The sequence below is a fragment of the Vibrio qinghaiensis genome (assembly GCF_002257545.1).
GTDB lineage: Bacteria > Pseudomonadota > Gammaproteobacteria > Enterobacterales > Vibrionaceae > Vibrio > Vibrio ordalii.
In genome coordinates this window covers 923,811-949,903 of sequence record NZ_CP022741.1, presented here as the reverse complement: position 1 = coordinate 949,903, position 26,093 = coordinate 923,811, and the positions used below count along the sequence as shown (strand labels likewise).

The following is a 26,093-nucleotide window of genomic DNA, read 5'->3' as shown; positions in this document are numbered from 1 at the left end:
TAGTTATCCAACAAAACAATCGGTTATCTAACGAAACAATCAGTTATCTAACAAAACAATCCGTTATCTAGAAAATTTAATATTCGTTCCGGTACACAAATTTGCATATCTATACCCAAACAACTTGGAGTTGCAGGTAGGCGGCAAGTGAGTGAGTCCCCATGAGCATAGGCAAACTATGTGATTGGGGTGAACGAACGTAGCCAACACCGCTGCAGCTTCAAGTAGGAAGGGTATATAGTGGATAGGGAATTGGCGCGTCTACGGCATTTCTATCCAATTAGAAATATCCTGCTAAAGTTATTATAGGTATTTGAAAAAATATCAAAACAAGTGGTAATACGATAAAAAGCATGTAATTAGCAGGGAAAAGTAATGGATCTATCAAAAGAAAAACAACCCAAAGCCACTTTGAAATTAAATAAAACCATCTTAAACGCACTTTGGCTGCCTTTGCTTATTCTTGTCTTTGGTTTATTTGCCGCAAGTCACTTTAATCAAATGCATAAAGCGGAGCGAATTGAACATGTACAGCATGACTTATCTTCACGATTACAGCAGATTAGTAATGGGGTAGCAGAAAAGGTTACGCTATATCAATACGGGCTACGTGGCTTTAGAGGCGCGGTGATAACAGCTGGAGTCGATGCATTTGATTATGAGCAGATGCTTCGCTATACCCAGACCCGTGACTATCCAAAAGAGTTTCCAGGAGCTCGTGGCTTTGGATTCATCCGTTTTGTTGAACCGGGGCAAAAAAAAGCCTTCATCGAACAAGCTCGTCGCGATAGACCCGATAAAACCTTCAATATTCGCTCGCTTTCAGAGCATAATAACAGCTTGTTTGTTATCCAATACATTGAACCCGAAGACCACAATAAACAGGCGGTCGGCTTAGACATTGGTTCAGAGGCAATGCGCCGAGCTGCCGCATTAGAGGCTGCCAAAAGTAACTCTGTACGCCTTACCGCTCCTATTACTCTCGTGCAAGCCGATAAAAAAACACAGCAAGGCTTTCTAATGCTAATGCCAGTGTACAACACCAATAAAATAGCGGATTCATCTTCTATAGAAGAGCGATTAAGTCAGCTGAGAGGCTGGAGCTATTCGCCTATTTTGATAGATGAAGTATTAAGTGTTGTGGCTGGCCTCAATGACGAGGTTATTCTAACCATCAGTGACATTAATGACGATAATTCAAAGCATTTTTTCACCCGTGGCTTAATTCAAGATAAGACCTCTTATCAAGTAACCCAAACTATTGATTTGTTTGGACGTCAATGGGAACTCAATCTGATTGCTACCAACAAGTTTATTGAATCTCTACCATTAGATGCTTACAACCAAACTTATCAAGAGATCTTAACGGCCACATTGTTGCTTATGTTGACTGTTTTTATCATTCAAATGATGCGTTCCCGTCGAGCTCAGTTCGCCAAGCACAAAATAGAGATCGCTCAAGCAAGGGAAGCCGTACTGACAGAAACCAATCTTCAACTAGAAAAATTGGTCAACCAAAGAACAGAGGAGATTTCGCAAGCGAATGCTCTACAGCGCAGCATTTTGAGCAGTGCTGGTTACGCTATTATCGCGACGGATCTAGATGGATTAATCACTATATTTAACCCCTCTGCAGAAAAACTGATCGGTTACAGTGCCAGTGAACTGGTGGGAAAAAAAACACCAGCGATATTTCACCTATCTGAAGAGGTAGCTCGACGAGCAAAAGATCTATCGTTAGAACTAGGAGAAACTGTAGAAGTCGGGTTTGATGCTTTTGTCGCTAAAGCAAAATTAGGCAAATCCGATATTAATCACTGGACTTACATCAGTAAAAACGGCCAACACATTCCGGTTAAACTTTATGTCGGTGGATTAATAGATGACTACGGTCAGTTAGTCGGCTTCTTAGGTATTGCTTATGACTTAACGGAACAGCTACAAAAAGAGAAAGAACTCGCGGAAGCCAAAGAGCAAGCGGAGTACGCAAACCGAACTAAGTCTGATTTTTTGGCGAATATGAGCCATGAAATTCGAACCCCAATGAATGCTATTTTGGGGTTATTACAGATGACTCTCAATACCAATTTAAGTAGCCAACAAATAGACTACTTAAGTAAAACACAAAGTGCAGCCAAGTCTCTACTCGTTCTTTTAAACGATATTTTAGACTTTTCTAAAGTGGAGGCAGGAAAGCTCGAATTAGAGCAATATTCATTTTCACTGCCAGATCTGTTGCAAGAAACGGCGGTACTACTGTCGTCAAGCCTTCAAGAGAAAGACATCGAGATCATCTATGATGTTGCGCCTGATGTTCCAACCATCTTGATCGGCGATAGCCTGCGCTTACGACAAATATTATTAAATTTAGCCGGTAATGCCATTAAATTCACCAATAGTGGTGAAATCAAAATATCCATAGAAACACAGCACATATCAGATAATAACTGTACCTTACTTTTTAAAGTATCTGACACTGGCATTGGGATGACTCAAGAACAGAAAGCCATTATTTTTAATGGATTTAGCCAAGCTGAGTCGTCAATTAGCCGAAAGTATGGTGGTACAGGATTAGGTTTATCGATCGTAAAACGGTTAGTGAGCCTGATGCAAGGTGACATTAGCGTGACAAGCCAACTTGATAAGGGGAGTGAATTTATGTTCACCATCACATTAAACTTCTCACCTGTTTGTAATGACACTTACTCGCATCTGACACAGGGTTTAAAAATATTAGTGGTAGAAGATAATGAAACCGCACGTTTAATTCTTCAAGACATACTCCAAAAACTAGGCTGCCAAGTGTTTTCTGCGCCCAACGCCGATGAAGCTTTAGCACAACTACACCACTTAGCTCAACAAAACGAAGTGATTGATCTCGCATTTGTTGACTGGAAACTTCCTGATATGGATGGCTTGGCTCTTACTCGATCCATCAAAAACCAGAAAAATCTCAAAAAAATACCGTTAGTCATCATGATTACGGCTTTTGGCCTAGAAATTCTCGACAAACATTTAGAAGACACCCATGAACTTTTAGAAACCGTGCTGATAAAGCCAGTAACGCCAGAGCTAATCAAACAAACCATTATCAATACACGGCAAAGTAAAGATGCCGTATTTGCAGAAACATTCCATCGAATAAATTCAAACGATAGCTTATCTGGTATCAGCATATTGCTGGTTGAAGATAATCCGACCAATCGCTTGGTCGCAACCGAATTACTCCGCCAATGTGGCGCAACAATTATCGAAGCTGAGGACGGCTTTAAAGCACTAGATATACTGGAAAATCAGCAGTTTTCCCTAGTACTGATGGATATTCAAATGCCCGGTATGGATGGTTATGAAACGACTCGTAAGATCCGACAAGAGATGAAGTTTCATCAACTTCCAATATTAGCAATGACAGCTAATGCTCGCCCTGAAGACAAAGCCACCTCTTTAGCTGCTGGTATGAATGGCCATATTGCGAAACCTTTCGAGATCACTGATGTGGTAAAAAAAATTCAACACTTCGTCACTCAAAAAACCCTCCCAGCAAAACAACAAGTTGTAGCTCCCCATAATCAAAAAATATCGACACAAGCTCAAGAATATGCAGATAAACATGGCATTAAACTCAATCAAGCGATAAATCGAATCGGCGATTTATCCTTTTATCTAAAAGTAATCAATCAATTTGTCATTGATATGCAAGATGCTATATCACAACTGCAATCTACTGAAATTGCTACTGATGTCGCATTGCGTATCTACCACAGTTTAAAAAGTGGCTCAGAAAGCTGTGGACTTACACAATTGTCGGGAAAGTTAGCAAAAGCGGAATTCGAATGTTCAATCGCAACCACAGAGACGATGAGCAGAAATAGTGGCTTATTGGCTGACGTACTATTTGCCCAATCACACCTCAGATCATTGATGAATTTACTCAGCAACGAGCAACCAACGACTACAACACCAGTTGCCATGGATAAAGCAATATTTAGAGAAAAACTGCTCATGCTCGGGAGATGTTTCAATACTTCAAATATGGAAGCAACGACATTATTTGAAGAAATCTCAGCACAATTAAATATGATTGATGAAGAGTTAACAAAACAACTTGCAGAACAAGTGCAAAGTTTGGCGTTTGAACAAGCAACTGCAATACTAAAAGAAATCATGAAAAACAAAGAGTTTTCCGATGCTATCTAATTACGGTTTACCAAACTTCAGCAAGAAAACTAACTTCACGGTACTCATCGTTGATGATCAACCGACTAATATTCAGCTCATATATCAATTATTGAAAGATGACTATCAGATATTGATGGCGACATCTGGAACGCAAGCGATCAACGTTTGCAAAGAAAGTCAGCCCGACTTGGTGCTACTCGATGTCATCATGCCAGAAATGGATGGTTTACAAACCTGCCGCTTGATCAAAAATGACCCTACTATCGCTGATATACCTGTTATTTTTATTACCGGATTAACCGCCCAAGAAGACCAAGATGCATGCTGGGAAGCCGGCGGCGTTGATTTTCTAAAAAAACAATTTAATATCAATACATTAAAAAATAGAATCAAGGTTCATTTAACTCTAAAGTACCAAGCAGACCTACTGAGATCATTGGCATATTTAGACGGCCTTACTGGTCTTAATAATCGCCGCTATTTCGATCAACACTTAAAGTCTCACCTAGCACAAGCTTACCGAAAAAAACAGCCTCTCTCTTTATTGCTGATCGATATTGATTATTTTAAACAATACAACGACACATTTGGTCACCTTGAAGGTGATGATTGTTTAAAAAAAGTCGCCACTACTTTGCATCAATGCTGTCGAAGGCCAACCGACATCGCTGCACGGTATGGTGGTGAAGAATTCGCCATGATTCTTCCTGAGACGGACCAAGAAGGTATTTGGTACGTTGCTAACCTTGTTCAAGATGAGATCAAAACACTGTGTATAGACCATCCAGCGGCTGAAAACGGTTTTTTAACCATCAGTATTGGAGGCGCAGTCGACCTAGAAGGTTCCCATTCACCAGAGCAGTTAATTAAATTGGCTGACAACATGCTCTATCAAGCTAAAAGCACCGGACGAAACCAAACGAATATCACTAGTGAAAAGAGTACAGACTAGACTAACGTTGCGATTAAAAACCCAAACTTAAATGGTCTGCTCTTAAAAGACATTCCCGCGCTCAGTGATGGCGATATTGTCTGCTCGCGCCCCAAACGTGGTGAACACCTTTCAGTGCCCAAACCCGATTCACGAGTTGAAGTGAATGATTTGCTTCATCTGACCGGCGATAAAAAAAGCGTTAGAAAAAGCACGCTTGGTGATTGATAAAGAGGTCGATGCATCACTTTCGACACGCGGCACGGAGCTGCGAGTACAGCGCTTAGTCGTCACCAACGAGATTGTGCTTGGTAAAAAGCTGCGTGAAAACAGTGGCGCCTCTGCATTGGCATACGCCACTGTCTATCCGTTAGTGATGTGCCTGCGCATACTCTGACCGCAAATATTGGCGTTAATTTTATCGGCAATATAGCGAACGGTTAACGTCAGGCTAACTAGACAAACAAAGTGGGTCGCTCAGTACCCACTTTCTTTTGCTGCGTTGATAATGCTCCCACACAGCAACGTCTCACCAAATCTCTACAGCATAGGAACAACGGACAGTAACAGCAACGCGCCCATCACACCGTTAAACCAGCGGACATAACTTGGGTGATTCATCCAATGGCTCAACTGTTTACCCGCCGCAGTCCAAACACTGACCGACGGAATGTTCACCAAAGCAAACACCAATGAAATCAGCATTAACTGCGCCCAGCTCGCACTTTGGTTAAATACACTCACCGCAGTCAGCGCCATCGACCAACCTTTGGGGTTGACCCACTGAAACAGTACAGCCGAAAAAAATGACATCGGTTGATACTGTTTCTCTCCCTGCGAAGGATTACTCAACGCAATTTTTATCGCCAAATAGACCAAATAAATGGTGCAGGCAATTTGCAAGCCTTGTTGCAACATAGGATAACGATGGAATAAACCCGTTAACCCAACACCAACCAACAGCACCATAATGCTAAAACCAAACGTTACACCAAGCATGTGCGGAATAGTGCGCATAAAGCCCACATTTGCACCTGATGTCATCAGCATGATGTTGTTTGGACCCGGTGAAAAGGTCGAAACAAAAGCAAAAGCCACCAGTGGCCACCATTGTGTGTAATCCATCTTCTTTCTCTATTTAATAATGATGAACAAATAATAATGGTATCGGCTGGCAATATTGTGCTTATATTGGTCAATATCACCAATATTGAGCAATAAAAAGCAGCCATGGACAGATTTGACGAAAGAATATTGCAAGAACTACAACTTGATGGGCGCGTCTCGAATGTCGAGCTGGCTGAACGTGTCGGCTTATCGCCCTCAGCCACGTTGCGTCGCGTGCAGGATCTCGAGCGTAAACAGATCATTAAAGGCTATCGAGCGGTCTTAAATAAAACCCAACTTGATGTCGGGTTTGTCGCTTATGTGGCGATTGGCTTAAACAGCCACACTAAAAAGGCACAACTCAGTTTCGAAGAACATGTGCGCTACGCCAAGGAGGTGGTCGAATGCCACAATATTACCGGGATGAACGAATATCTACTGCGCGTCGAAAGCAAAGATCTCAGCGCCTATAAACGTTTTCACGCCGATGTGCTTGGTGAGTGTTTAACCGTGAAATCGATCACCACCATGGTGGTCATGGATTCTCCTAAAGATGAACGACAATAAAGTATTGACCAGCATTTGTTACAGATCAGATACTGAGTGTATGGTTTTCATCGGTATTTCCTTTTTACTTACTCTCTAAACAAAAATAACGGGCGTAACTTAAGACTTCATTCCTTAGCAGCGATCTTTTCCGACACAGAAAACGATCAATCAATAAAAAATGCAAGCTTAGCGCTGAGCCTTGCCTGCATAATCGTAAGGATGGTTCTAGGCTTCAAACTAAAAAGGCGAGCATTTCGCCTTTTAGGTTATGAATATTGGATCAGTATGAATCGGAAGCAGTATAGTAGTTTTCTTTGAACGCTAAACTTCCCCACATCGCATTAGCATGGGCACGTTTAACCACTTCTGGATCCAACTCTTTTTCTGTCAAAGTATCTGATTTAAAATCATATTGATAAGTCGAAATACCTTGCTCTGGTCGGATTACAACCAGTTGGTTGTCTGCCGTCATGTAACCATAGTTCTTATCTCGTTGCATCATTACACGCTGTTTATCGGCAGGGACCTCATGAGTTAAATCGTGCCCGATCATCGGATTTTGGCTGCTGATACCGGCCAAGGAAAGCAGTGTGGGCGCAAGGTCAATTTGGCTAACGAGGCGATCATCAAGTCGGTGCTCAATGCCACCACCAAAAATCACCGCAGGAATTCGGAAATAATCAACTGGAACGGGCTGGTTACCCTGAGTTCTGGCATCATGATCCGCGACAGCAACGAATACAGTATTATCCCAATAAGGTGATTTTTTCGCTTTCTCAATGAATTCTCCAAGCGCATAGTCTGCATATTTCACTGCATTTTCAACTGTCTGCTTTGGCTCATTATACGGTTCAATCACATTATCAGGATATTCAAATGGGCTGTGATTCGATGAGCTAAAAACTAGGCTAAAGAACGGCTTACCTTCACGACTCATCTTGGTAAATTGCTCATCTGCCTTATTGTAGAGATCTTGATCCGACGCGCCCCAAGAACCAACATATTTAGGAGACTCAAAAGTTGGGAAGTCTTGCATATCGACAAAACCGTTGCCCAAGAAGAAACTCTTCATATTGTCAAAGTGGCTTTCACCACCGTAGATAAATTGTGTGTGGTAATTTCGAGACTTTAATAAATCAGCAATTGAAAAGAAGTTTGTTTGGCTTTTACCTAACTTGACTACTGAACGTGCTGGAGTCGGAGAAAAACCAGTAGTCATAGCTTCAATACCACGAACGGAACGTGTCCCAGTTGCGTAGAAACGGGTGAATGCCCATCCCTCATCAATCAATTTATCGATATTGGGTGACGTATCAATACCACCAAGACGGCTAACATAACGTGCTCCGTGGCTTTCAAGCAGTAGGATTACAATATTTTTAGGTTGACCTTGATAGGTGGCTTGGTGCGTGGCCATGCTAGGTTGCTGTAAGGAAACAAAATCTTTGTTGTCGACATTCATGGACGCACGAATTTCTTGGACGATCTCCTGCTTATCCATTTTCGGGTAAAACTCGAAAGCACTCGCTTCAGATTTCATCTGTTTGGCAGCAAAAATCGCTGAAAATGAGGAATTTAGCGTTAAATCATTAACCAAAGGATCGCTAGAAAAAGCCACCATCGCCGGATTTAACGGACGATGACCCAGTGAAGAACGCGCTCCCAAAACACCAATAGCCACCACACAAATAGCAATCACTGGACGCCAGTACCATTTAGGAAAACTTAAGTTCGAAACAAGCTGCTTACTCCATTTCCAACCAACAAAAAGCGTGAATGCGGAAACCACACCACCAAGGAAAAGTTCAAATTTATAGCCACTCCAAAGCATGCTAAATACTTCTTTGGGATAAATAAGGTATTCAACAAATATTCGATTTGGTCGCAGGTCATATTCGGTAATAAATGACGGCGTTGCTGCTTCCATGTAAACAATCAACCATAAACCACCGGTGATCCAAACGCGTAAAAGCCAATGCCAGCAACGACCGACAGCGTGATCTCCAGATAATAGGCTAGACAACAACGCTGGCAAAATGAGCAAGTAGCAAAGAGACACAATGTCAACTCGCAAGCCACTTAAGAAAATGGCCAGCCACCCATTGGCATCACTCACCCGGTCAAAATGCCAGATAGCAAGCCCCAAACGAGAAATAAAAAAGATAGCAATCCCCGCAAGGAAAACAGCAAAAATCGGATAAAGAGGCCCGAGGTAAGACTTGATTTTATTGAGCATAAATTTCAACGACTCTTAAGGTTAAAAGCATCATGAGATAGTAGATTAAGGCATGAATAAAAATAAATTCCATCCTATTGGGAAGTATTATAAATAACTTTATTTTAATTTTAATGCACTAAGTTTCTTAAGAATAATAGAGAACACCAACCCATAAAATATAGAAAGGGCATAACTTGGTGTTTCTGATCTAACTAAAGCATTTAAATTCAGATTATTCAATATTAATGACAAAAAATTACACTCCCAAGACAATAAATTACAATTATTTCTATCAATAGTATTTTATAATTTAAAATATTCGAATGTTCAATACTCTGAATAAAAGTAATCGACGCTTTTATTCAGAGTATTATTAATAGGTTATTAAGTTTATGAAACCAGGCCGTACAGGAATGAGTCGTTTATTTTACGCTACCGGTTATTCAATAAAAGGGCTTCAAGCTGCATGGAAAAATGAAGCCGCATTTAGGCAAGAGATCATCACCTCTGCCATTCTAATTTCGGTTACTTTTACCTTACCTATCAACAAATTAGAACAGTTAATAATGATAGGCAGTCTAGTGCTAATCGTTATCGTGGAACTGATAAATTCAGCCATTGAAGCTGTAGTTGACCGCGTGGGTAGTGAGTGGCATGAACTCAGTGGCAGAGCCAAAGATATAGGGTCTGCCGCTGTTTTGATTGCGCTACTTTTTGCTGTGTTTACATGGTTTTTTATCTTGGTATGTTGAATGAAATTATTGTTTAAAAATTATTCGTTTTCTTATGTAGGTATTAGTTTCTTCCTAGCACTGTATTTTGTTGTTATAGTCAACCTACCTGTTTACTCAGCACTCAACGAAATATTTTCTCGGCTTGATGGAGTAAAAATAGGCTTTGTTATTTCTATACCCATTTTCTTTTTGGCAACTTTTAACTTCCTGTTTAATCTAATCAGTTGGCCATGGATCACCAAACCGTTTTTTGCCATTTTAATTTTGCTCTCTGCGGCGGTGAGTTATGCGGGCTTTAATTACGGTACGCTGTTTGATTCAGATATGGTCACTAACATCATAGAAACTGACTCGAGTGAAGCAAGTTCTTACCTAAGCCTTTACTCCGTACTGTGGATTACTGGAATGGGCATTATTCCTGCGTTAGTACTGCTGGCAACGCCAATAAAAAAAGCTAAGTCGGTGGTTAGTCTTATTAGTAAAAAATTAATATCCATGGTTCTATCTCTCGTTGTAATTGGCACTGTTGCTATGATGTATTATCAGGATTATGCATCTGTAGGGCGGAATAATAGTCATCTAAACCAATTGATTATCCCTACCCACCTTGTTTACAGCATCGCTAAATATGTCAATCGCACCTATTTAGAGGCCCCCATCATCTATAAAGAAATAGGGTTAGATGCAACACAGACACCGGAAGCGCTTGCGACTGCACAGAATAAACCCACTTTAATGGTATTTGTGTTGGGTGAAACCGCTCGTTCACAAAACTATGAGCTTAACGGTTATGCTCGCCCAACTAATCAATATACAAAAGAGTTGGATATCATCTCATTTCAAGATGTCAGATCTTGCGGAACATCTACTGCAGTTTCAGTCCCCTGCATGTTTTCGTCTTTAACTAAAGATAACTATAAGCGCCAAGTCGCTGACAACCAAGATAACGTTTTAGACATACTGAAGCGGGCTGGAATCGATTTATTTTGGATAGAAAATGATGGTGGCGATAAAGACGTCGCTAAAAATATCAACAAATTCGAAATTAATCGCAACCGTATTGATGGAATGTGTAATGGAAATACCTGCTTCGACATGGCGATGTTAGAAAATTTTGAGCAACACAGTGAAAATATGGACGGCAACCGGATGTTGCTTATGCATTTAATTGGTAGCCATGGCCCCACTTATTTCCAGCGTTATCCGAAAGAAATGGCCGTATTTCAACCTGATTGTCCACGCGCTGATATCGAAAACTGCAGCGTAGAACAAATTGTAAATAGCTATGATAATACGATTTTATATACTGACTTTTTCATGGCACAAACCATTGAAAAGCTAAAAAACTTGGAAGGAAAATACAATACCGCGCTTTTCTATATTTCTGATCACGGTGAGTCATTAGGTGAAAATGGACTGTTCTTACATGGTATGCCTTATGCTCTGGCGCCCATTACTCAAACTCAAGTACCGATGATGGTGTGGATGTCTCAAGGTTTTAAACAAGGAAAATCCATTGATACTGACTGCATAAAAAAACACGCTCAAGAGAAAAGCTACTCACAAGATCATGTGTTCCACTCCATGCTTGGCATAATGGATGTCAAAACTGAAGCTTACGACTCTAATCTGGATTTATTCCAAAGCTGCCGTCACTAACATAATATGCGCCCCATGATCCCACGGGGCGTTTTAGTATGAGAAGTTCCAAGGAAGCAGTGAGTTGATATCAGGCTCTGGCTTTGCCAGTTCTTTCATACATTTGACCATGTAATCGTAGAGTATCAGTCCGTTCGCTTTCGCCGTCTCGATGATGCTATACAGCAAAGCACTCGCATCAGCACCAAGTGGATTCGTCGAGAATAACCAATTTTTTCTGCCAATGACCAGCGATTTGATTGCGCGTTCCGCTCGGTTGTTGTCGATAGATAAATGCCCATCTTCAACATAGCGTATCAGCTTAGGCCACTGACCCAAGGTGTACTTGATGGCTTTACCAAGAGGACTCGATTCGATGACTTTCTGCGTGGTTAACCAGTCATAGAAGTCATCCAACATCGGTTTAGCCTGCGCTTGTCTTTCTGCCCAACGCTCTTCGACCGAAGCCAGTTTTAATCGAGATTCAAGTGCGTACAACTTTTGGATTTTGGCTAACGCCACATCCGCTTTACCTGTTTTACCCTTACCCTGAAGCTTCTTCGCTTCCATGAACTTACGACGTGCATGAGCGAAGCAACCGACATTGGTGACGTTGGTTAATCCATCATAAGCCGCGTAACCATCACTTTGCAGATAGCCTGAGTAATCACCCAAGAAGTTCACGGGGCACACTCTCGCGCGACTGTTTTGATAGTCGAACAAGACGATATTTTTCATGTCAGGGAGTTTAGCTTCAGGGGAGTCGGCTCCCGAGCAGTACAACCACATGTAACATTGCTTGTCTTCCTTGAGCACATTGAGCGGCGTTTCATCGGCCTGAACCACCACTTGTTCGAGTAAGTGAGCCTTCAGTGCCTGATAAAGCGGTTTGAACTTTTCACTCACCTGGATTACCCACCTTGCCATGGTCGTTCTCGATAACTCGATACCTGATTGGGTGAACAAGGTTTCCTGACGATAACTTTCGCCGCTTCACATTCCGCTTCATTGAAGAGGTCACCCTGTGCTTCGTTATACGGCTTTAACGCTTCCGAGCGTTTGGCGAATTGACGGTCAAGGGCCAGTTTAAACTGCTCAATTAAGGATTGGCGCTCTTGTTGCCACTCTTTTTTCTCCGACATCAACGCTTTCACCATAGCTTGAAGCTCGGCGATGTCTTGGCTTTCTGGGTTAATATCGGGCGTCTTTTTCATGGCATTGATTATACTAAAAACACCACGTCAAGGCTTGGTATAACTGACTTTTATCGAGATTAACTCATTGTGAAATTGTCTATTTTCATCGGTTTATGGCCGATTATTGTGAAGCCAGATAATAGTCTATCTAAGTCAAATTGAGTCAGGGTGTAGACCTGTTTTTTCTCTTGAGTGGGCCATTTGAATTTGGCTTTTTCGAGCCGTTTGTACCACAGGGCAAAACCCGTTTTATCCCAATACAACACTTTGACTTTATCGCGTTGTTTATTGGTAAATAGGAACAGTGCGCCCGTGCCGAGCGGCAAATCGGTTTCGGACTCGATAATCGCCGCCAGACCATTGATAGACTTTCTAAAATCCACGAACTCCCGATACAGGTAAACATTCGGGGCGCTCAACATTCGTTTCATGATAGTGCTCCGATTAACTCTGCCAGATACGAGGCAGGTGTACCCTGTGGAATGCTGAGTTCAGCGTCATTAATAAATAATGTCATGTTGGCGACGGGTGTTTGAGTTACTTGGTAGCGAGTCGTTTTTTCGATAACTTCTGCTTTGATAAAGCCACCAGTTTGAGATTGCCCAAAGCACTGCAATTGTTGACGCTTTGCATAAAAGGTCGAAAGACTCAGACTATGGCGCTCGCAGAAAACACGCTGGGATAGTTGACTGGATTGGTATTTTTCAAACAGGGTTTGCCATTCTTTGTTGGTGCGCCGTTTTGCCATTTCAGATCTCCTTGTGGTTGGAGATTTGATCTTATGGCGGACTGAGGATGATTAGAATGTGGGGTTTATGACGCGCTTACGGAACGACTGCATAGGTACTGGGTGATTGGCAGCAGTAGCTTGAACTACAAGACATATTAGGTTGAAAGTGAAGACTCTATTCAGGTTAGGGGGCCTTCGTTGTACTTTTTAGAGAACAACAGGAGATAGCTTTTGGTAAGGTAAAATCGTATTACTAGAATGTGTATGAGTATTTGCCCTGAACGCGCAAGAAATGAGCCCGCTGACACGCCTTTAGACAACTATTCGTTTTTTTATTCGGAAGTGTAATTTCGTCCAATAGCTAGACCAAGATGACACTGAAATTATCAGATGCACTGCTTGTCAATTCTGGCAGCATTTTATCAATTATTTCTACATTGAGAACCGGAGTCTCTTCAAGATCCACCTCTACATATGACCAAAAGCCGTCACTACATAGCAACATGCACTGGGGGGCTGAATTGTCCAACGAGAATACCTTTAGGCTTTCTCTTCTAAAGGCTGGTTTAATCTTACAAGAAACCAAGTGTCGTGCTTTCAGGTACATCTCACTATCCAACACTCCTCGGTGATACAATTGATGGTGAGGAACGTCATCCTTTGTTTGCCAATCAACACCTTCAGGCGTTAAGAATCCTAAGCGACAATCACCACAGTGCGCAACGACTAACCGATCCTGTAATTTCAATGCTGCGGTCATACAAAATGCAAAACTGGCTCTCCTATGCTCAAGTGACCTTACAGCATTTATGATTGCATTCTCGAGAGTAATTTCATCACCAATGATGCTCGCTGAAAACTCATCTTTTAACAGCTCACAAAACTCACTAACAGCAGCAACAGTGTTCTCGTTATGATCGATGCCATCGCAAACAACATAGAAGTGTCCACCCTGAGCTGGCCAATAATCTGCATAATCAGCATTGACTTGCTCAAAGCCACCTGCTTCACAAGCTAAAATGCTAGGGGTCAAAGAAGAAACTCCTTAGATGAGAAATTATTAAAACGCTCTTCAATTATTTCGATTCTTTCCTCTTCTTCACCATCCAATGCATTCATCAACAAGTAATCAAAGTCAGAGTTCGCTTTGAATTCTGACATTGCCTTTTGAATAAATTCCCTAAGATCAATGGGAGATTCTTTTACTTCGTCAAGCAACGAGTCTCTGCCATTGACAAGCACGACAATATCTTCAGCATCTTTACTGCTCAGCATATCCTGTGCACGGGTGGCGAATGCCACAAGTTTTGTAGCCAATAGATGTTTAGCTTGTGCTATTTTTATCTCTAACCCATCAGGCAATGTGTACGGGACAGACTCTTTGAGCCCAACTTGAAACCAAGGATTTGAAAACCCTAGAACGTCCTCTTTATCAGGCATCACATCAACTAAAATACCTTCACATTCGAATCTGCACATTGGTGCTTCATCGCCTTTTTCGGGTATAGACAATTTGAATCCTCTGCGACCTAACTCTTCTGACAATTGCTGATAACCATAATAACTAGAAACAGAAACAATAAAGTCCACGTCTTTAGTACTACTGATATCAATAGGCTGTGCATCATCTAAGTGAAGAGATACTGTGGCCCCACCAACAAATGCAACCTGCTTCAATAAGTCCTCACCCAAAGAATGAGCAATGGGTAGTATTAACGCTTCGTGTTCTGTCATAAATTTTCCTTCAACTTGAGTAGGTAAGGTAGCATTTCCTCTTTTTCCCTCGCACTACCAATTCTAAAAATATCTAATAATGCCAGATGCTTATATAGCCAAGGGTCAATCATAACCGCTTTAGGTACTGATTTATAGATAGGGTCTATTGCGATTCCCTTAACCGTCCCTCGGGCACAAGGCCAGACGGTAGGAAACTCAGCGGAAGAGGCAAATATGTTTTCAAATGATGAAGCAGCATTAGCAGTTGGGATACCTCGCACAACTTTCCCACGCTCGACAAAAAAGCTAACACCAGCGCCAAAACGGACATAATCAATGAGTACAGTCTTATTTACCCGGACACCTTTGTTCCCTCTTTTTATCAATAACCCTGCTTTACTCGCTCTTTTGATTGCTTGGCTTACCTCACTAAGGGACATAAAAAGTTGTTGCGCCAACTTTCTATAAGTCCAACTAGCTCGTTCTTCTGCTGACTCTCCATCGAGGATGAACTGTTCAATTAGTTCTAGATCTGCAACCTCAAAGTCATCTGGTTCATCAGAAACGATAACCTCATCCTTTTCCCTGTCGTAAACACTTATTGATTCAAATATTACCCATGGAACTTTCTTTAAGTCGTGATTTCTGTTCTCTACTGATGAATAACCTATTTCAAAACTCAAAATTTTAAAAGTAACTAATAGATCTTGTGGTTTTAGCATAACCCTGCTCCATATCGTTCGCTGTTCGCGAACAGCAAACGCATTCAAGCAAACGATAGGGTCTTTTGCAAGTAATTTGCGGTAATTAGATAAAAATGAATGTTGAACCTGATGAACTAAAATGTTTTCGTCAGATTAGGTAATGTATAGCATGATGAGTTATCAGCAAAACGCTGTAAACCACTCGATAACAAGGTTTGGGGCAAAAACTTGCTAAGAGAGCGGTTAGTCGAATGCCCGACCTCGCCCCCAAATCGCATCCACCTTCAGATATATGTTATCTAGAAAAACGCAAATAACAGGCAATAGCGGCTTGTTGGATTATGCTGACAAACCGCATTGTTACATCAATCGATATTGCTTCTAGCGGCATCAACGGCTAGCGAATCGGCTATTTCATTCGCTCTTACACCAGAATGAGCTCTAACCTTTTCGACTTCGATATATTTGTCAGAGCGCAGCTCATCGAACTGTCTACCACAAGCGTCGATTCTTAATCTGTTTTTTATCGGCTCTACGCCAGCATTTCTTCTTCCAACCATCACAATGCCGAAGGCAGTGAAGCCATCAAAGAAAAGTAATGCCACCAGCAGCGGTAAAAACGACAATGGGGAGCAATCATGCTCCCCATTATTTTTGTCTCAATACACCAGTTTGAAGGTATATGTTATCGATAAAAAACACTCTTGACCTTGGCAGAGCCAACCTCATATAAGACTTGAATAGCATGACCATTCACAGACTTGTACTTGTCCCAAGCTCCGACAACACCAAGTACTGGTACTTTTTTCTCTAACATCGACTCAACAGGTTTCCCCATCATCTGATGAACTAGTTCCTTGGATGAGATATTCTTTAAGTCGCCCATAAAGAAGTTAGGATTCGTGGCAACAATCAATTTTAGAACGCTGCTGTTTGCGTCAAATTGAAACTCCAGCCCATTATCAAAAGTTCGAATGTAAAATTCTTCAGTGTAGCCATCCATCGTCGATGGCACATTACCTGTTATTAACGCTGCAAACTTAGGGTTTTTCACAAGGTCTTGATAAGTGCAGCCAATAAAATCTAAATAGTTCATCTAATACCATCCATTTGCTTTATCTAAGCGGTGGAGCTCTTCTCTAGCGTCCTCAAGTTGCTCATCAGTGTAGCCATTTTCTTTTAAACATGTCTTAATCGCATCAAAATTCGAATTTACTGCCGCTTCTAGATCACCTGAATCAACTTGCTGCTTTTCAAGTTTATTTCTTCCACCATATGTTTCACTACACTTTTGATGAATCTCTCTCGGGATCGCTACTCCAGCACCTGAGTTAATAATTTCTTTCTTTTCATCAGCAGTTAAAGGACGTCCAAGCATTTCTTCGGCAGCTCTTAACAATGCCGCCTGAGATGGAATATGATCTATATCCATTCCATCCTTTTTGCTTCTTGGCGCTAAGTCGCCATAAGTGCCTACTTCCAGTGGTTTTACCATAGTAATTCCAGCACTACGCTTATTAAATACTAAGTACAAGGGGGACACGCCAGAATCCGCAGGGAAAGTCACAATATACTCAGCAAGCTCTTCCTCGGGGTAGAGAGCCGTGCATATCTCTTGTTGATGTTCTTCAATCGGGCGCACCCAAATGTTGTGTACATCGAGCTGATCATTTTCGGGTAATACAGTATCAGGTGTCAGTACATCCGTTGAACCATCCGGTGTCCATGTAATGGTAATCCCATTATCTAGCTCAGCAACAAAGTGCTGTCCTTTCTGTACCGCTTCACGCTTCGCAACTCGCTCACCATAGGCACTACCCTCTCCCGTTTTGATGCCGACCACTTGCTGTTTACCATTTTCGTCCGTATACATATTGAAACGTACACGCATCGTCGTAGTGTCATTGGCCGCAAAATCTGGATTTCCGTCTAAGGTACCATCCGCAAGCTGAGACGGCCATAAGGCGGCGACTAGAAAGCCCCCCATTCGCGCAAAGCCTGCTAACGCTTCTCCTGAAATCGACCATGTGCCTATAGTATTTGTCGTACTGGAGCTCAGAATACCAAGGTTTGTTGCTGCGCCATTTGCGGGGATCGCAAGGAGTGCCGTTTTACCATAATCGGTTGCTTTAGAAGCCGTGGTGATGGTGGTTAAGTTCGTGACGGGCAATTCTTTCTCAAACAGACTATCGCTGTTTATCGCCTTAAACTGGGTTCCTGAGATAAGCGAGTCAGAATAATCATAATGCGTATTCGCCAAGCAGCTATAGATACAAGGAGAGAGCGGAGGTAAATCGGTCGCTTTTTCTGGAGTGTCTGGTCTTGTTCGACGGCCTTAATGGTCAGCGTATCCCCGACTTTCAACGACATCGGATCGGCATTGTACTTTGGATTCAAATCAAGTAACTGTTTCGCCGACAAACCATATTGTTCTGCAATGGCTCCCCATGATTCTCGTTGGTTGGTTTTAGAATCCGTCCCAACAGTATGCGTTTCTGGTTTACTCTCTGCTTTCTGCGTTTCCGCTGGTTGAGTGTTTTGCCTTTCAGCGACAGATTGTTTGGGTGCAGCAAGCAATTCGTTGATATCAAGCTGGATACCATGTTGAGCCAACCAGTCATCATTGAGGTTGTCGAGCTCTTCTCGGGTAATTGGCTGTTCAAGATAAATCAGATGTTGGTTTTCAACGTCTTTACCTTCGAGCTTCCAGTAAACCAGAATGGCGCTTTGATAGATGTTATAGCCTTGCTCATCATTGAGCTGCTCGTGGGTTGAACGTGTCGCGTAGAATGCCCACTTGCCATTGCCAAGCAGCTTGTACTCTTGAACTAAGCGGCCATTGTAAAAATGGTAGTAGTAGCCTTCTGTCGGCAACCCCAAACGCTCACCAAGCTGCACCGAAGGGACGACTGGAATAAAGGCTTCTCGTACTACACCAGAGCCTATAGGCTTGACCTGTACGTTTTCTGGAACACTAATACCCATAGAGCTAGAAGCCACTTTGCAAAGTGGCACATTTATATCAAAGAAAAGGACACAGTTTGTTATTCCATCCATTCTTCCTTCAATTTCATTTTCTACCCAAACAACGCCCCTTATACCGAGCATTCCTCTCTCAGGTCTTCTCTCAAGCGATTCGGGGTATCCGACATAAATTTGTAGATAATTAAATGAGTTAGCTCTGTCAGTCACATAGCATCCTTTAGCCGGAGAATTTCATGGAAATTATCTACTGCGGTATGCCACAGCTATGCATTTTAATCACTCACTGCTCGCCTGAATTCGCCTGAATAAAGTCCAGCACTTTGACTACATAGGGCTCGGTATCAAAGATCGGGTCACCATGGTGAGCCCCCTCAACCAAATAAAGATGATTCTCTACGTTATAATTATCAAGCACACTTTTTAAATACTCACTTTGGCTATACGGTACTGTCGTATCATTGAGGCCATGAAAGAGAATAAAAGGTGGCGTTGTGTTATCAATATAAGTTGTTGGAGAAGCCCATTTAGCAAAATCAGCATCTTCTCTTGGGGATTTACCCAGCATTTTGGCTTGTGATGAGTCTGGCGCGTCATGATCGATTTCCCCGCTGTTTCCTTTCAACTCAACAAGATCGCTCGGTCCAAAAAAATCCACAACCGCGGATACTTTATAACGCGGCTCATGCCCTGCTAGGTAAAAACCACTGTCATGAGCATTAGACGTCGCCACTAACATCGCTAAATGCGCACCCGCAGAGCGGCCCATCATCACAACGCTATCGCTCTTTAAAGAGTATTGCTGATGGTGATCGATCAGATAATTGATCGCATCGTTAATATCCGCTACAGGTGCAGGAAACGTAGCTTCGCTGCTTAAGCGATAATTCACCGCCGCGACAGCGTAGCCATGGTTTAATAACGTGTTCGCTAATTGCCCATTTTTAGTGACAAATTCATCTTTCGATCCGCGCATCCATGCCCCACCATGAACCCATACGAGTAAAGGTGTAGCTTGTTTCTGATTGGGTAGATAAAGATCCAACGCCAACTCTTTTCCGTTCACGGTCTTATAAACGATCGTTTGTTTTTGAACAGGGAGTTGTGTGGTCTCATTCCTATTTCTCGCGCTACAACCAACTAGTATGACAATACTGATAAGGGTTGTTAGCACCACTGTTGCTATTTTCATTACAATGACCTCTTAATATCGTACACGAGCTAATGTTAAAGTAATGAAACTACTTCTCCATTCATTTTGCATTTATTTACATTTCACTCTGTCACCAATAATAATTGACAATTGACTTCAATTATTTACCGGTAAATAGTGTTGGATAAAAGTAATAACGGCAGGCACATATTTCTCCGTATCAAAGACTTTCGCACTGTGGCCCACATCTGGTTCAATCAAAAGTTGGTTCTCAATTCCATGTTGATCAAGCTGTTTTTGAAACTCAATACTTTGCACTATCGGTACTTGTTTATCCTTGTTGCCATGCAGCAAAAGAAACGGTGGAGTTTGGGCTGAAACATAGCTGATCGGAGAGGCTTGTTTCGCCAGCTCCGGAGCTTGAGCTGGAATAGCGCCGAGAAATTTAGAAACCGATGAATTTTGAGTAGTTTTGTCGCCTTTCGCATTGCCTAGAGCTAATAAATCCATCGGCCCAAAGAAACTCACCACTGCCGCGACTTGGTATTTTGGCTCAAACGGAAAGCCCAACTCGCGATGAGCGTTGAGCGTCCCTATTAGCCCAGCGAGATGCCCACCAGCAGAGCGGCCCATCAGCACTACTTGTTTAGCATCAAAATGGTACTCATCTGACCTTTGATGCAAAAAATTGATCGCGTCATTAATATCGATCACCGGTTGAGGAAAGCTCGCTTGCCCGCTTAACCGATAATCAACAGCTGCAAGGGCATAGCCTTGATCAAGTACCGAATCAAGCAGTCGCCGATTATCCGTTTCGATCGCCTCTTTACTGCCTCTCTTCCATGCTCCACCATGAATCCAAATCAGTAACGGTGGACGCTCAGCGCTGGACGTCTTAGGAAAATAGACATTGAGCTTAAGATCTTGTCCATCAATGGTTTTATAGACAATATCTTTGCTCACTCTCGCATTAACGTCTGCACTTAAACTTGGTGATGTAAAGACACACAGCAGCAGGAAATAAATAACTTTTCTCATGATCAATTCTCAACTCTTCTGGCGATCATTTATCACCAGAAGAGTGTTGTTTAAAAGGGATATTAGAATGACGTGTTGATGGCAAGCCAGTAACGGCGCCCACCTTCCACGTATCCGTATTCTTGATAAGTAGTTTCTTGATCAAACAGATTGTAGATGCCCGCCATGAGCTTGACATTGGCGTTCAGTTGCCAATTGCTACCAAGATCAAAATAGGTGATAGAAGGGGCTAAAACGTTACTCGAATCTTTGGTGATAGCTTGTTTTTCTTCACCTCGATAAGAGATCCGAGCCCATAAATTGAGATCATCTGCCACAGACCAATCGGTATTAATGGTCACTAGATGATTAGGCATCTGAGTGAGTGGTAATCCTTTATCCTCACCGGACTGTTTCTCACTCTCGGTATAGGTATAGGTTGCCGCCGCATTCAGCGTCTGCGTAATATTTTTCGAGATAGAGACTTCCGCTCCATACGTCTTAGCATCTTCGATATTGATGTAGGTTGCATCACAAGCTCGGCCAGTGCAGTTTGCATCAAGATTGACCGTATCTATTTTATTCTCGAAGCGGTTGTAAAAGAGCGTGACGTTCGACGTGAGCGTGTCATCGCCAACAAAATAGAGCCCAACTTCCGTATTGACGGATGTTTCAGCTTTCAGATCTGGGTTGCCAAAGACCTCGCAGCGACCATTGCAGCTTTCTTGTACCCAATCGCCTTCCATCTCCGTCAAACTGGGTGCACGATACCCTGTCGAGAGCCCACCTTTTACCGTCCAATGGTGATTTAAGGTATAAACGCCGTACAAACGTGGACTCAGTTGAGTATTAAATTGGTCATTATCATCCAAACGAAGCCCTGCCGTTAGTGCTAACAAGTCTGTTAAATACCATTCATCTTCTGCATACAAAGACCACTGGGTGTTTTTAAACAAAAACTGGCGATTATCCAGTTGCTGTTTTTCGTAAGCGGCCCCCACCGTCAGATAATGCTCGCCAACAGGTATCGACCATTGTGTATTGACGCTGGTATTTTCTACTTCCAGTTGACGACCCACATTTTCTACCTTTTCATGGGTCCAATACGATTGGCCCTGTCCCCACTTATAAGTACCAGAATGAGCCAAGCCGAAAGAGCGACGATGGTTATTGGTTTCTGCATTTGCCTTTCGAGACTTATTTTCAGTATTGATGCGTTGCTGATCATGATAGGTATAATCGAAGGTCAGCGTATCGTTATCCGTTGGCGTGAGATAAAACGATGCGCGATAACTTTGCAGCTCTTTACCACCATTGGCATACAAGATCTCATCTTCTTTACGCTCTTGATACAAACCTGACAGTGAAGCGCTGAGTAAATTATCCACAAGCGGACCGGCAGCATAGAGCTCTCCTTGATAGAAGTCACCTGATTGCGTATTTTCTTGTAGTGTCGCTTCAGCGCGAAGGCTACCGTGCCACTGCTGATAATCTTTGCGGGTAATGATGTTGATAACACCACCGATCGCATCAGAACCATATAATGTCGACATCGGGCCACGGACCACTTCGATACGCTCAATGGCATTGAGTGGTGGCAACCAGTCCTGCTCAAAACCGCCCCCACTACTTACTTGTGTTTCACGACCTGACTGTTTGCGTCCATCGACAAGAATAACGGTATATTCAGAAGGCATCCCTCGTAACGAAATTTCCTGACGCGACCCACCCCCCGTGATCACCACACCCGGTAGATCTTTCAGGGCATCGGTTAAGTCTTTGTAGGAACGGCTGTCAAGTCGCTCACGGTCAATCACACTGATCGATGCAGGTGCCTCCGTGACGACCTTGTCATAACCCGAGGCGGTAACAACCAAGGTCTCCATTGTTTGTTTGGCAATCTCTTCTGCCTGAACTGGGGCCTGCACACCGACGCTTAACCCCATGATACTGAGTTTAACTGCAATCGTAGATAAAGAATGACGAGTAAAGAGGGCAGATTGCATAATGGCACATCCATATCGCTATTGATAATTGTTATCAATTAGATGTGTAGTAATAATAATTAGCAACTAGAATCGTATTTGGGAATGCGAATATCACTATCCGCATATTGCATAACGCTACTGCAAGTTATGCAATTATCAGATTTTCCGTATGATCTTCTACATAGTATTGTTTGAAAATCGAACGCACCCATTCACACATCGCATCATCATGAAATCGCTTGTGCCAATAGAGATATACCGAGGTAAATTCTAAGCGGAGTTCGCTCGGGACTTCTCTTGTGATTAAGCGACTATCTAGACATGCCTCGTCGGCGTAAGCGGCTGGCAGGTGGAAGATGATATCGCTTGTCGCTGCGATATTCGCAGCAGAACTGAAATGACTGAGCAAGACAGGGACCGATAGGCGATTCTTTTTATCGACTAAGCCAAGCTCAATAAATTTATGTTCAAACGAGAGGGTTTTTTCTCCCTGCAAAGAAATTTGTCCGAAGCAGCAATGGAGTAATTTGTCCGCCGAGAGAGTTTGCTCGGCAAGCGGATGCTCCCGACTCATGAGCAGTTTAAACTCACGTTTGGCTACTGTCATTCGGTATAAATTTTGATCGGAACTGGGGGGCTGGTGAGCGGATAGAACAAAATGCACATCACCCGCAATCAAGGCTTCGAAGTGCCGTTTAGCTGTAGTATCAATACTAATGGTCATTTTCGGCGCTTGACAGCGAATCTCACTAATCACCGTGGGCATTAAGGTATTGATCTGCGGCTGGAGTCCAAAAAATCGTACAGTACTTGTCGTCGTTTGGGGAGTAAAGGACTGTTTGTTAACCAATACTTCTAAACTATTGATCACCAAATTGATGTCTTGCTTAATATTCGAGGCTTTCGGCGTTAACTCATAGCCTGAATGGGTTCGGACCAAAAGTTCATCGGAAAATAGCGTGCGCATCTTTTGCAGTGCACGACTGACTGACGATTGGCTAACATTCATTCTCAGTGCTGTATTCGAGACATGCTTTTCTTCGAGTAAACTCTTAAGAATCAGTAGAGAATTGATATCAACCTGAGATATGTCCATAGTGAAATCTCTTTGATAAAAATATGTATATACAAGAATACCAGCCAAATGGGCATAAAAAAGCACAATCATCACAAACATATTAGTGATTGATCATTGCTACCAGCTCATTTTAAACGCGTTCCCCCATTTTGATTTAAATCTGTTTACATATTGACAATTGTACAAATGTTTCACACTATCGAAAATAATTAATGATAATAATTATCATTACATCGTAATGTTTATGCGGATAGTGCCCATGAAATCTCTACATAATGTGATGAACGCTTCATCAATCACTCCTTTACCCAATCTCTACCTTCTAGACCAATCATCAGAAACCGATAATCAACGATCAATGGCCGTTCACCAACACAGACAAGATATTCAAAATATCTTGGCGGGTCGTGACTCAAGGATGTTGGTGATTATTGGGCCATGTTCAATCCACGACCCTGAGGCTGCAATTGACTATGCACAACGACTCGCAAAGGCACAAAAACAGTTCAGCAGCACTCTCAAGTTGGTGATGCGAACCTATTTTGAAAAACCGAGAACGCGGACTGGCTGGAAAGGATACATGGTTGACCCTGATCTCAACGGTCAATTTAACTTACTCAAAGGGCTCAACTCTAGCCGTGAATTACTCAAGTCAGTCTTAGCACTAGGTGTACCAACAGCGACTGAGTTTTTAGATACGCATATCGCTCCGTATATCGCGGACCTTATTTGTTGGGGTGCGGTTGGCGCAAGAACCACTGAATCACAACCGCATCGCCAACTCGCGTCAGCATTGCACTGCCCTATTGGTTTTAAAAATGGTACTGACGGCAATACGACAATTGCAATCGATGCGATTCATGCCGCTAACGATTCACATCTGTTGATTATGGCGGGTGAGAATGGACAACCGGTTGCGGTGCAAACTCAAGGTAATCCATATTGCCATATTATTTTGCGTGGTGGTGTCACGCCAAACTATGCAAGTCACAGTGTTAAAAGTGCGGCTTATCAATTACACCATAGCCAACTCAGTAGTAGGCTAGTGGTTGACTGCAGCCACGGCAATAGTGGAAAAATCGCTAAGAATCAATTGGATGTAATAAACAACATAGCCCAGCAACTGCTGTCTGGAGAGCGCCACATTGCGGGGGTAATGTGCGAAAGCTTTTTGCAAGGCGGTAGCCAAGCTTTGGATAAAGGCCCGCTCTGCTACGGTCAATCGATCACTGATGAGTGCTTAAGTTGGGAGGATACAATGTGCTTTTTAAATACGCTCGATGATGCGGTCGCAACACTTCAACAGCAGCAATATTGTCAGCCCGCTCCAGTGTAAACGACCACTAAGGTGAAGCTCCTACTTGCTTCACCTTGCCTACCGTCAGCGGCCTTCACCTAATTATCGAGCGTAGCGCCGCCATCCACTCTCAAATCATGCATGGTGATTTGACTTGCTGCATTGGACATCAAAAACATAACAACCCCAGCAATGTCTTCGGGCTCCGCCATTTTGCCAAGGGGTATCCCCAAACGGTACTGTTCAAGATTACCTTTTATCACTTCTCTTTCACCATATTCGCTGTTCCATAACTGCGTTTGCATTTCGGTGCGTGTTGAGCCTGGGCTAACGATATTGCATCGAATTCCATCGTTTGCAAGCTCAAGAGCTGCGCACTTGACCAACATATGCAAAGCCGATTTAGATGCCGCATATGCTCCAATATTGAGCCGAGGCGTATTCGCTGAATTAGAGCCAATCACAATAACATTGCCACGCTTGCGCGCTTTCATTCCTATCGCTACCCCTTGCAAAGCGGCTAAGGTGCCAAACGTATTGACATCAAACATCGCTTTGACCTCTGACATCGATAATTCGGTTATTGAACCAAGGTGCAATATGCCCGCGCAACTGATGAAATGATTAAACTGATAGCGCTCATTCAGTTCTTGTACCCTTTTTTTTACGTCGTCATGATGCTGTAAATCAAGCTCATAGCAATGAAGCTGCTCGGTATAGCGCTCGTTCAAACTCGCTAATTGCTGAGTTAATTGGGGGTGATTTCTATCCGTCGCTACAACTCGATAACCGCTCGCCAGTAAAGATTCCAATACCGCATAACCAATCCCCTGTCCGGCTCCAGTCAATAAAACCGTTTCGTCTAATTTCATCATT

General features: G+C 42.6%; 20 protein-coding genes and 3 pseudogenes. 7 read left to right on the top strand and 16 right to left on the bottom strand.

Annotation, left to right across the window (positions count from 1 at the left end; all coding sequences use genetic code 11):
- Positions 1-375: 375 nt before the first annotated feature.
- From CCZ37_RS04470 to CCZ37_RS19715, 3 genes are all read left to right on the top strand, one after another.
- A complete protein-coding gene (locus CCZ37_RS04470; RefSeq protein WP_094499855.1) occupies positions 376-4,197 on the top strand; it encodes a PAS domain-containing hybrid sensor histidine kinase/response regulator in 3,822 nt (1,273 codons plus the stop codon).
- On the top strand, positions 4,187-5,131 hold the full coding sequence (locus CCZ37_RS04465; protein ID WP_094499854.1) for a diguanylate cyclase domain-containing protein: 945 nt from the start codon (positions 4,187-4,189) through the stop codon (positions 5,129-5,131). Before CCZ37_RS04470 ends, CCZ37_RS04465 begins: the two co-directional genes overlap by 11 nt.
- Positions 5,132-5,330: 199 nt before the next feature.
- Complete coding sequence (locus tag CCZ37_RS19715) at positions 5,331-5,507, top strand: hypothetical protein (protein WP_244187286.1); 177 nt, start codon at positions 5,331-5,333, stop codon at positions 5,505-5,507.
- 143 nt (positions 5,508-5,650) lie between these two features.
- Here CCZ37_RS19715 and CCZ37_RS04455 read toward each other — a convergent pair whose 3' ends face one another.
- Complete coding sequence (locus CCZ37_RS04455) at positions 5,651-6,235, bottom strand: LysE family translocator (protein WP_094499853.1); 585 nt, start codon at positions 6,233-6,235, stop codon at positions 5,651-5,653.
- A gap of 105 nt (positions 6,236-6,340) precedes the next feature.
- Between CCZ37_RS04455 and CCZ37_RS04450 the strand changes: the two genes are divergently transcribed.
- Positions 6,341-6,784, top strand: a complete 444-nt coding sequence (locus CCZ37_RS04450; RefSeq protein WP_094499852.1) for an Lrp/AsnC family transcriptional regulator — start codon at positions 6,341-6,343, stop codon at positions 6,782-6,784.
- 262 nt (positions 6,785-7,046) lie between these two features.
- On the opposite strand, the gene CCZ37_RS04445 is transcribed toward CCZ37_RS04450, so the two are convergent.
- Positions 7,047-9,002: an LTA synthase family protein gene (locus tag CCZ37_RS04445; protein WP_094499851.1), complete on the bottom strand. Its 1,956-nt coding sequence runs from the start codon at positions 9,000-9,002 to the stop codon at positions 7,047-7,049.
- A gap of 374 nt (positions 9,003-9,376) precedes the next feature.
- On the opposite strand from CCZ37_RS04445, the gene CCZ37_RS04440 reads away from it, so the two are divergent.
- Complete coding sequence (locus tag CCZ37_RS04440; protein ID WP_094499850.1) at positions 9,377-9,736, top strand: diacylglycerol kinase; 360 nt, start codon at positions 9,377-9,379, stop codon at positions 9,734-9,736.
- On the top strand, positions 9,737-11,377 hold the full coding sequence (locus CCZ37_RS04435; RefSeq protein WP_094499849.1) for a phosphoethanolamine transferase: 1,641 nt from the start codon (positions 9,737-9,739) through the stop codon (positions 11,375-11,377).
- A 33-nt stretch (positions 11,378-11,410) separates the two neighbouring features.
- Here CCZ37_RS04435 and tnpC read toward each other — a convergent pair.
- From tnpC to CCZ37_RS04375, 13 genes and pseudogenes are all read right to left on the bottom strand, one after another.
- Positions 11,411-12,570, bottom strand: a pseudogene (gene tnpC / locus CCZ37_RS04430) (IS66 family transposase).
- Between the two features lie 59 nt (positions 12,571-12,629).
- The gene (gene tnpB / locus CCZ37_RS04425) at positions 12,630-12,983 is read right to left on the bottom strand and encodes an IS66 family insertion sequence element accessory protein TnpB (RefSeq protein ID WP_094499848.1); all 354 of its coding nucleotides are present in this window, start codon (positions 12,981-12,983) and stop codon (positions 12,630-12,632) included.
- On the bottom strand, positions 12,980-13,300 hold the full coding sequence (tnpA, locus tag CCZ37_RS04420) for an IS66 family insertion sequence element accessory protein TnpA (RefSeq protein WP_094499847.1): 321 nt from the start codon (positions 13,298-13,300) through the stop codon (positions 12,980-12,982). The genes tnpB and tnpA overlap by 4 nt, the downstream gene beginning before the upstream one ends.
- 343 nt (positions 13,301-13,643) lie before the next feature.
- Positions 13,644-14,315, bottom strand: a complete 672-nt coding sequence (locus tag CCZ37_RS04415; RefSeq protein WP_094499846.1) for a PP2C family protein-serine/threonine phosphatase — start codon at positions 14,313-14,315, stop codon at positions 13,644-13,646.
- On the bottom strand, positions 14,312-15,016 hold the full coding sequence (locus tag CCZ37_RS04410) for a hypothetical protein (RefSeq protein ID WP_094499845.1): 705 nt from the start codon (positions 15,014-15,016) through the stop codon (positions 14,312-14,314). The genes CCZ37_RS04415 and CCZ37_RS04410 overlap by 4 nt, the downstream gene beginning before the upstream one ends.
- Positions 15,013-15,720 carry a helix-turn-helix domain-containing protein gene (locus CCZ37_RS04405; protein WP_094499844.1) on the bottom strand — a complete coding sequence of 236 codons (708 nt, stop codon included), beginning with the start codon at positions 15,718-15,720 and terminating at the stop codon, positions 15,013-15,015. Before CCZ37_RS04405 ends, CCZ37_RS04410 begins: the two co-directional genes overlap by 4 nt.
- A gap of 347 nt (positions 15,721-16,067) precedes the next feature.
- Positions 16,068-16,263, bottom strand: a pseudogene (locus CCZ37_RS18835) (RNase H family protein); the annotation flags it as partial.
- Between the two features lie 124 nt (positions 16,264-16,387).
- The gene (locus tag CCZ37_RS04400) at positions 16,388-16,798 is read right to left on the bottom strand and encodes a hypothetical protein (RefSeq protein WP_094499843.1); all 411 of its coding nucleotides are present in this window, start codon (positions 16,796-16,798) and stop codon (positions 16,388-16,390) included.
- Positions 16,799-18,708 (bottom strand): annotated as a pseudogene (locus CCZ37_RS19140) (T6SS effector antibacterial DNase); the annotation flags it as partial.
- 259 nt (positions 18,709-18,967) lie between these two features.
- Positions 18,968-19,876, bottom strand: a complete 909-nt coding sequence (locus CCZ37_RS04390; RefSeq protein ID WP_244187285.1) for an alpha/beta hydrolase — start codon at positions 19,874-19,876, stop codon at positions 18,968-18,970.
- Positions 19,877-19,993: 117 nt separating this feature from the next.
- The gene (locus CCZ37_RS04385) at positions 19,994-20,875 is read right to left on the bottom strand and encodes an alpha/beta hydrolase (protein ID WP_094499842.1); all 882 of its coding nucleotides are present in this window, start codon (positions 20,873-20,875) and stop codon (positions 19,994-19,996) included.
- 62 nt (positions 20,876-20,937) lie between these two features.
- Positions 20,938-22,860 (bottom strand): TonB-dependent receptor domain-containing protein, encoded by a 1,923-nt coding sequence (locus CCZ37_RS04380; protein WP_094499841.1) that lies wholly within the window; start codon positions 22,858-22,860, stop codon positions 20,938-20,940.
- A 127-nt stretch (positions 22,861-22,987) separates the two neighbouring features.
- The gene (locus tag CCZ37_RS04375) at positions 22,988-23,938 is read right to left on the bottom strand and encodes a LysR family transcriptional regulator (protein WP_094500791.1); all 951 of its coding nucleotides are present in this window, start codon (positions 23,936-23,938) and stop codon (positions 22,988-22,990) included.
- 241 nt (positions 23,939-24,179) lie between these two features.
- On the opposite strand from CCZ37_RS04375, the gene CCZ37_RS04370 reads away from it, so the two are divergent.
- A complete protein-coding gene (locus CCZ37_RS04370; protein WP_094499840.1) occupies positions 24,180-25,256 on the top strand; it encodes a 3-deoxy-7-phosphoheptulonate synthase in 1,077 nt (358 codons plus the stop codon).
- A gap of 59 nt (positions 25,257-25,315) precedes the next feature.
- On the opposite strand, the gene CCZ37_RS04365 is transcribed toward CCZ37_RS04370, so the two are convergent.
- Complete coding sequence (locus tag CCZ37_RS04365; RefSeq protein WP_094499839.1) at positions 25,316-26,092, bottom strand: 2,3-dihydro-2,3-dihydroxybenzoate dehydrogenase; 777 nt, start codon at positions 26,090-26,092, stop codon at positions 25,316-25,318.
- Position 26,093 lies beyond the last annotated feature (1 nt).

Excerpts from the sequence above, each read along its gene's own strand:
- CCZ37_RS04365 (WP_094499839.1), bottom strand. The coding sequence starts at position 26,092 with ATGATGAAATTAGACGAAACGGTTTTATTGACTGGAGCCGGACAGGGG.
- tnpB (WP_094499848.1), bottom strand. The coding sequence starts at position 12,983 with ATGAAACGAATGTTGAGCGCCCCGAATGTTTACCTGTATCGGGAGTTC.
- CCZ37_RS04450 (WP_094499852.1), top strand. The coding sequence starts at position 6,341 with ATGGACAGATTTGACGAAAGAATATTGCAAGAACTACAACTTGATGGG.
- CCZ37_RS04375 (WP_094500791.1), bottom strand. The coding sequence starts at position 23,938 with ATGGACATATCTCAGGTTGATATCAATTCTCTACTGATTCTTAAGAGT.
- CCZ37_RS04445 (WP_094499851.1), bottom strand. The coding sequence starts at position 9,002 with ATGCTCAATAAAATCAAGTCTTACCTCGGGCCTCTTTATCCGATTTTT.
- tnpA (WP_094499847.1), bottom strand. The coding sequence starts at position 13,300 with ATGGCAAAACGGCGCACCAACAAAGAATGGCAAACCCTGTTTGAAAAA.
- CCZ37_RS04410 (WP_094499845.1), bottom strand. The coding sequence starts at position 15,016 with ATGACAGAACACGAAGCGTTAATACTACCCATTGCTCATTCTTTGGGT.
- CCZ37_RS04465 (WP_094499854.1), top strand. The coding sequence starts at position 4,187 with ATGCTATCTAATTACGGTTTACCAAACTTCAGCAAGAAAACTAACTTC.
- CCZ37_RS04440 (WP_094499850.1), top strand. The coding sequence starts at position 9,377 with ATGAAACCAGGCCGTACAGGAATGAGTCGTTTATTTTACGCTACCGGT.
- CCZ37_RS04390 (WP_244187285.1), bottom strand. The coding sequence starts at position 19,876 with ATGAAAATAGCAACAGTGGTGCTAACAACCCTTATCAGTATTGTCATA.
- CCZ37_RS04435 (WP_094499849.1), top strand. The coding sequence starts at position 9,737 with ATGAAATTATTGTTTAAAAATTATTCGTTTTCTTATGTAGGTATTAGT.
- CCZ37_RS04370 (WP_094499840.1), top strand. The coding sequence starts at position 24,180 with ATGAAATCTCTACATAATGTGATGAACGCTTCATCAATCACTCCTTTA.
- CCZ37_RS04380 (WP_094499841.1), bottom strand. The coding sequence starts at position 22,860 with ATGCAATCTGCCCTCTTTACTCGTCATTCTTTATCTACGATTGCAGTT.
- CCZ37_RS04470 (WP_094499855.1), top strand. The coding sequence starts at position 376 with ATGGATCTATCAAAAGAAAAACAACCCAAAGCCACTTTGAAATTAAAT.
- CCZ37_RS04455 (WP_094499853.1), bottom strand. The coding sequence starts at position 6,235 with ATGGATTACACACAATGGTGGCCACTGGTGGCTTTTGCTTTTGTTTCG.
- CCZ37_RS04405 (WP_094499844.1), bottom strand. The coding sequence starts at position 15,720 with ATGCTAAAACCACAAGATCTATTAGTTACTTTTAAAATTTTGAGTTTT.
- CCZ37_RS04385 (WP_094499842.1), bottom strand. The coding sequence starts at position 20,875 with ATGAGAAAAGTTATTTATTTCCTGCTGCTGTGTGTCTTTACATCACCA.
- CCZ37_RS04400 (WP_094499843.1), bottom strand. The coding sequence starts at position 16,798 with ATGAACTATTTAGATTTTATTGGCTGCACTTATCAAGACCTTGTGAAA.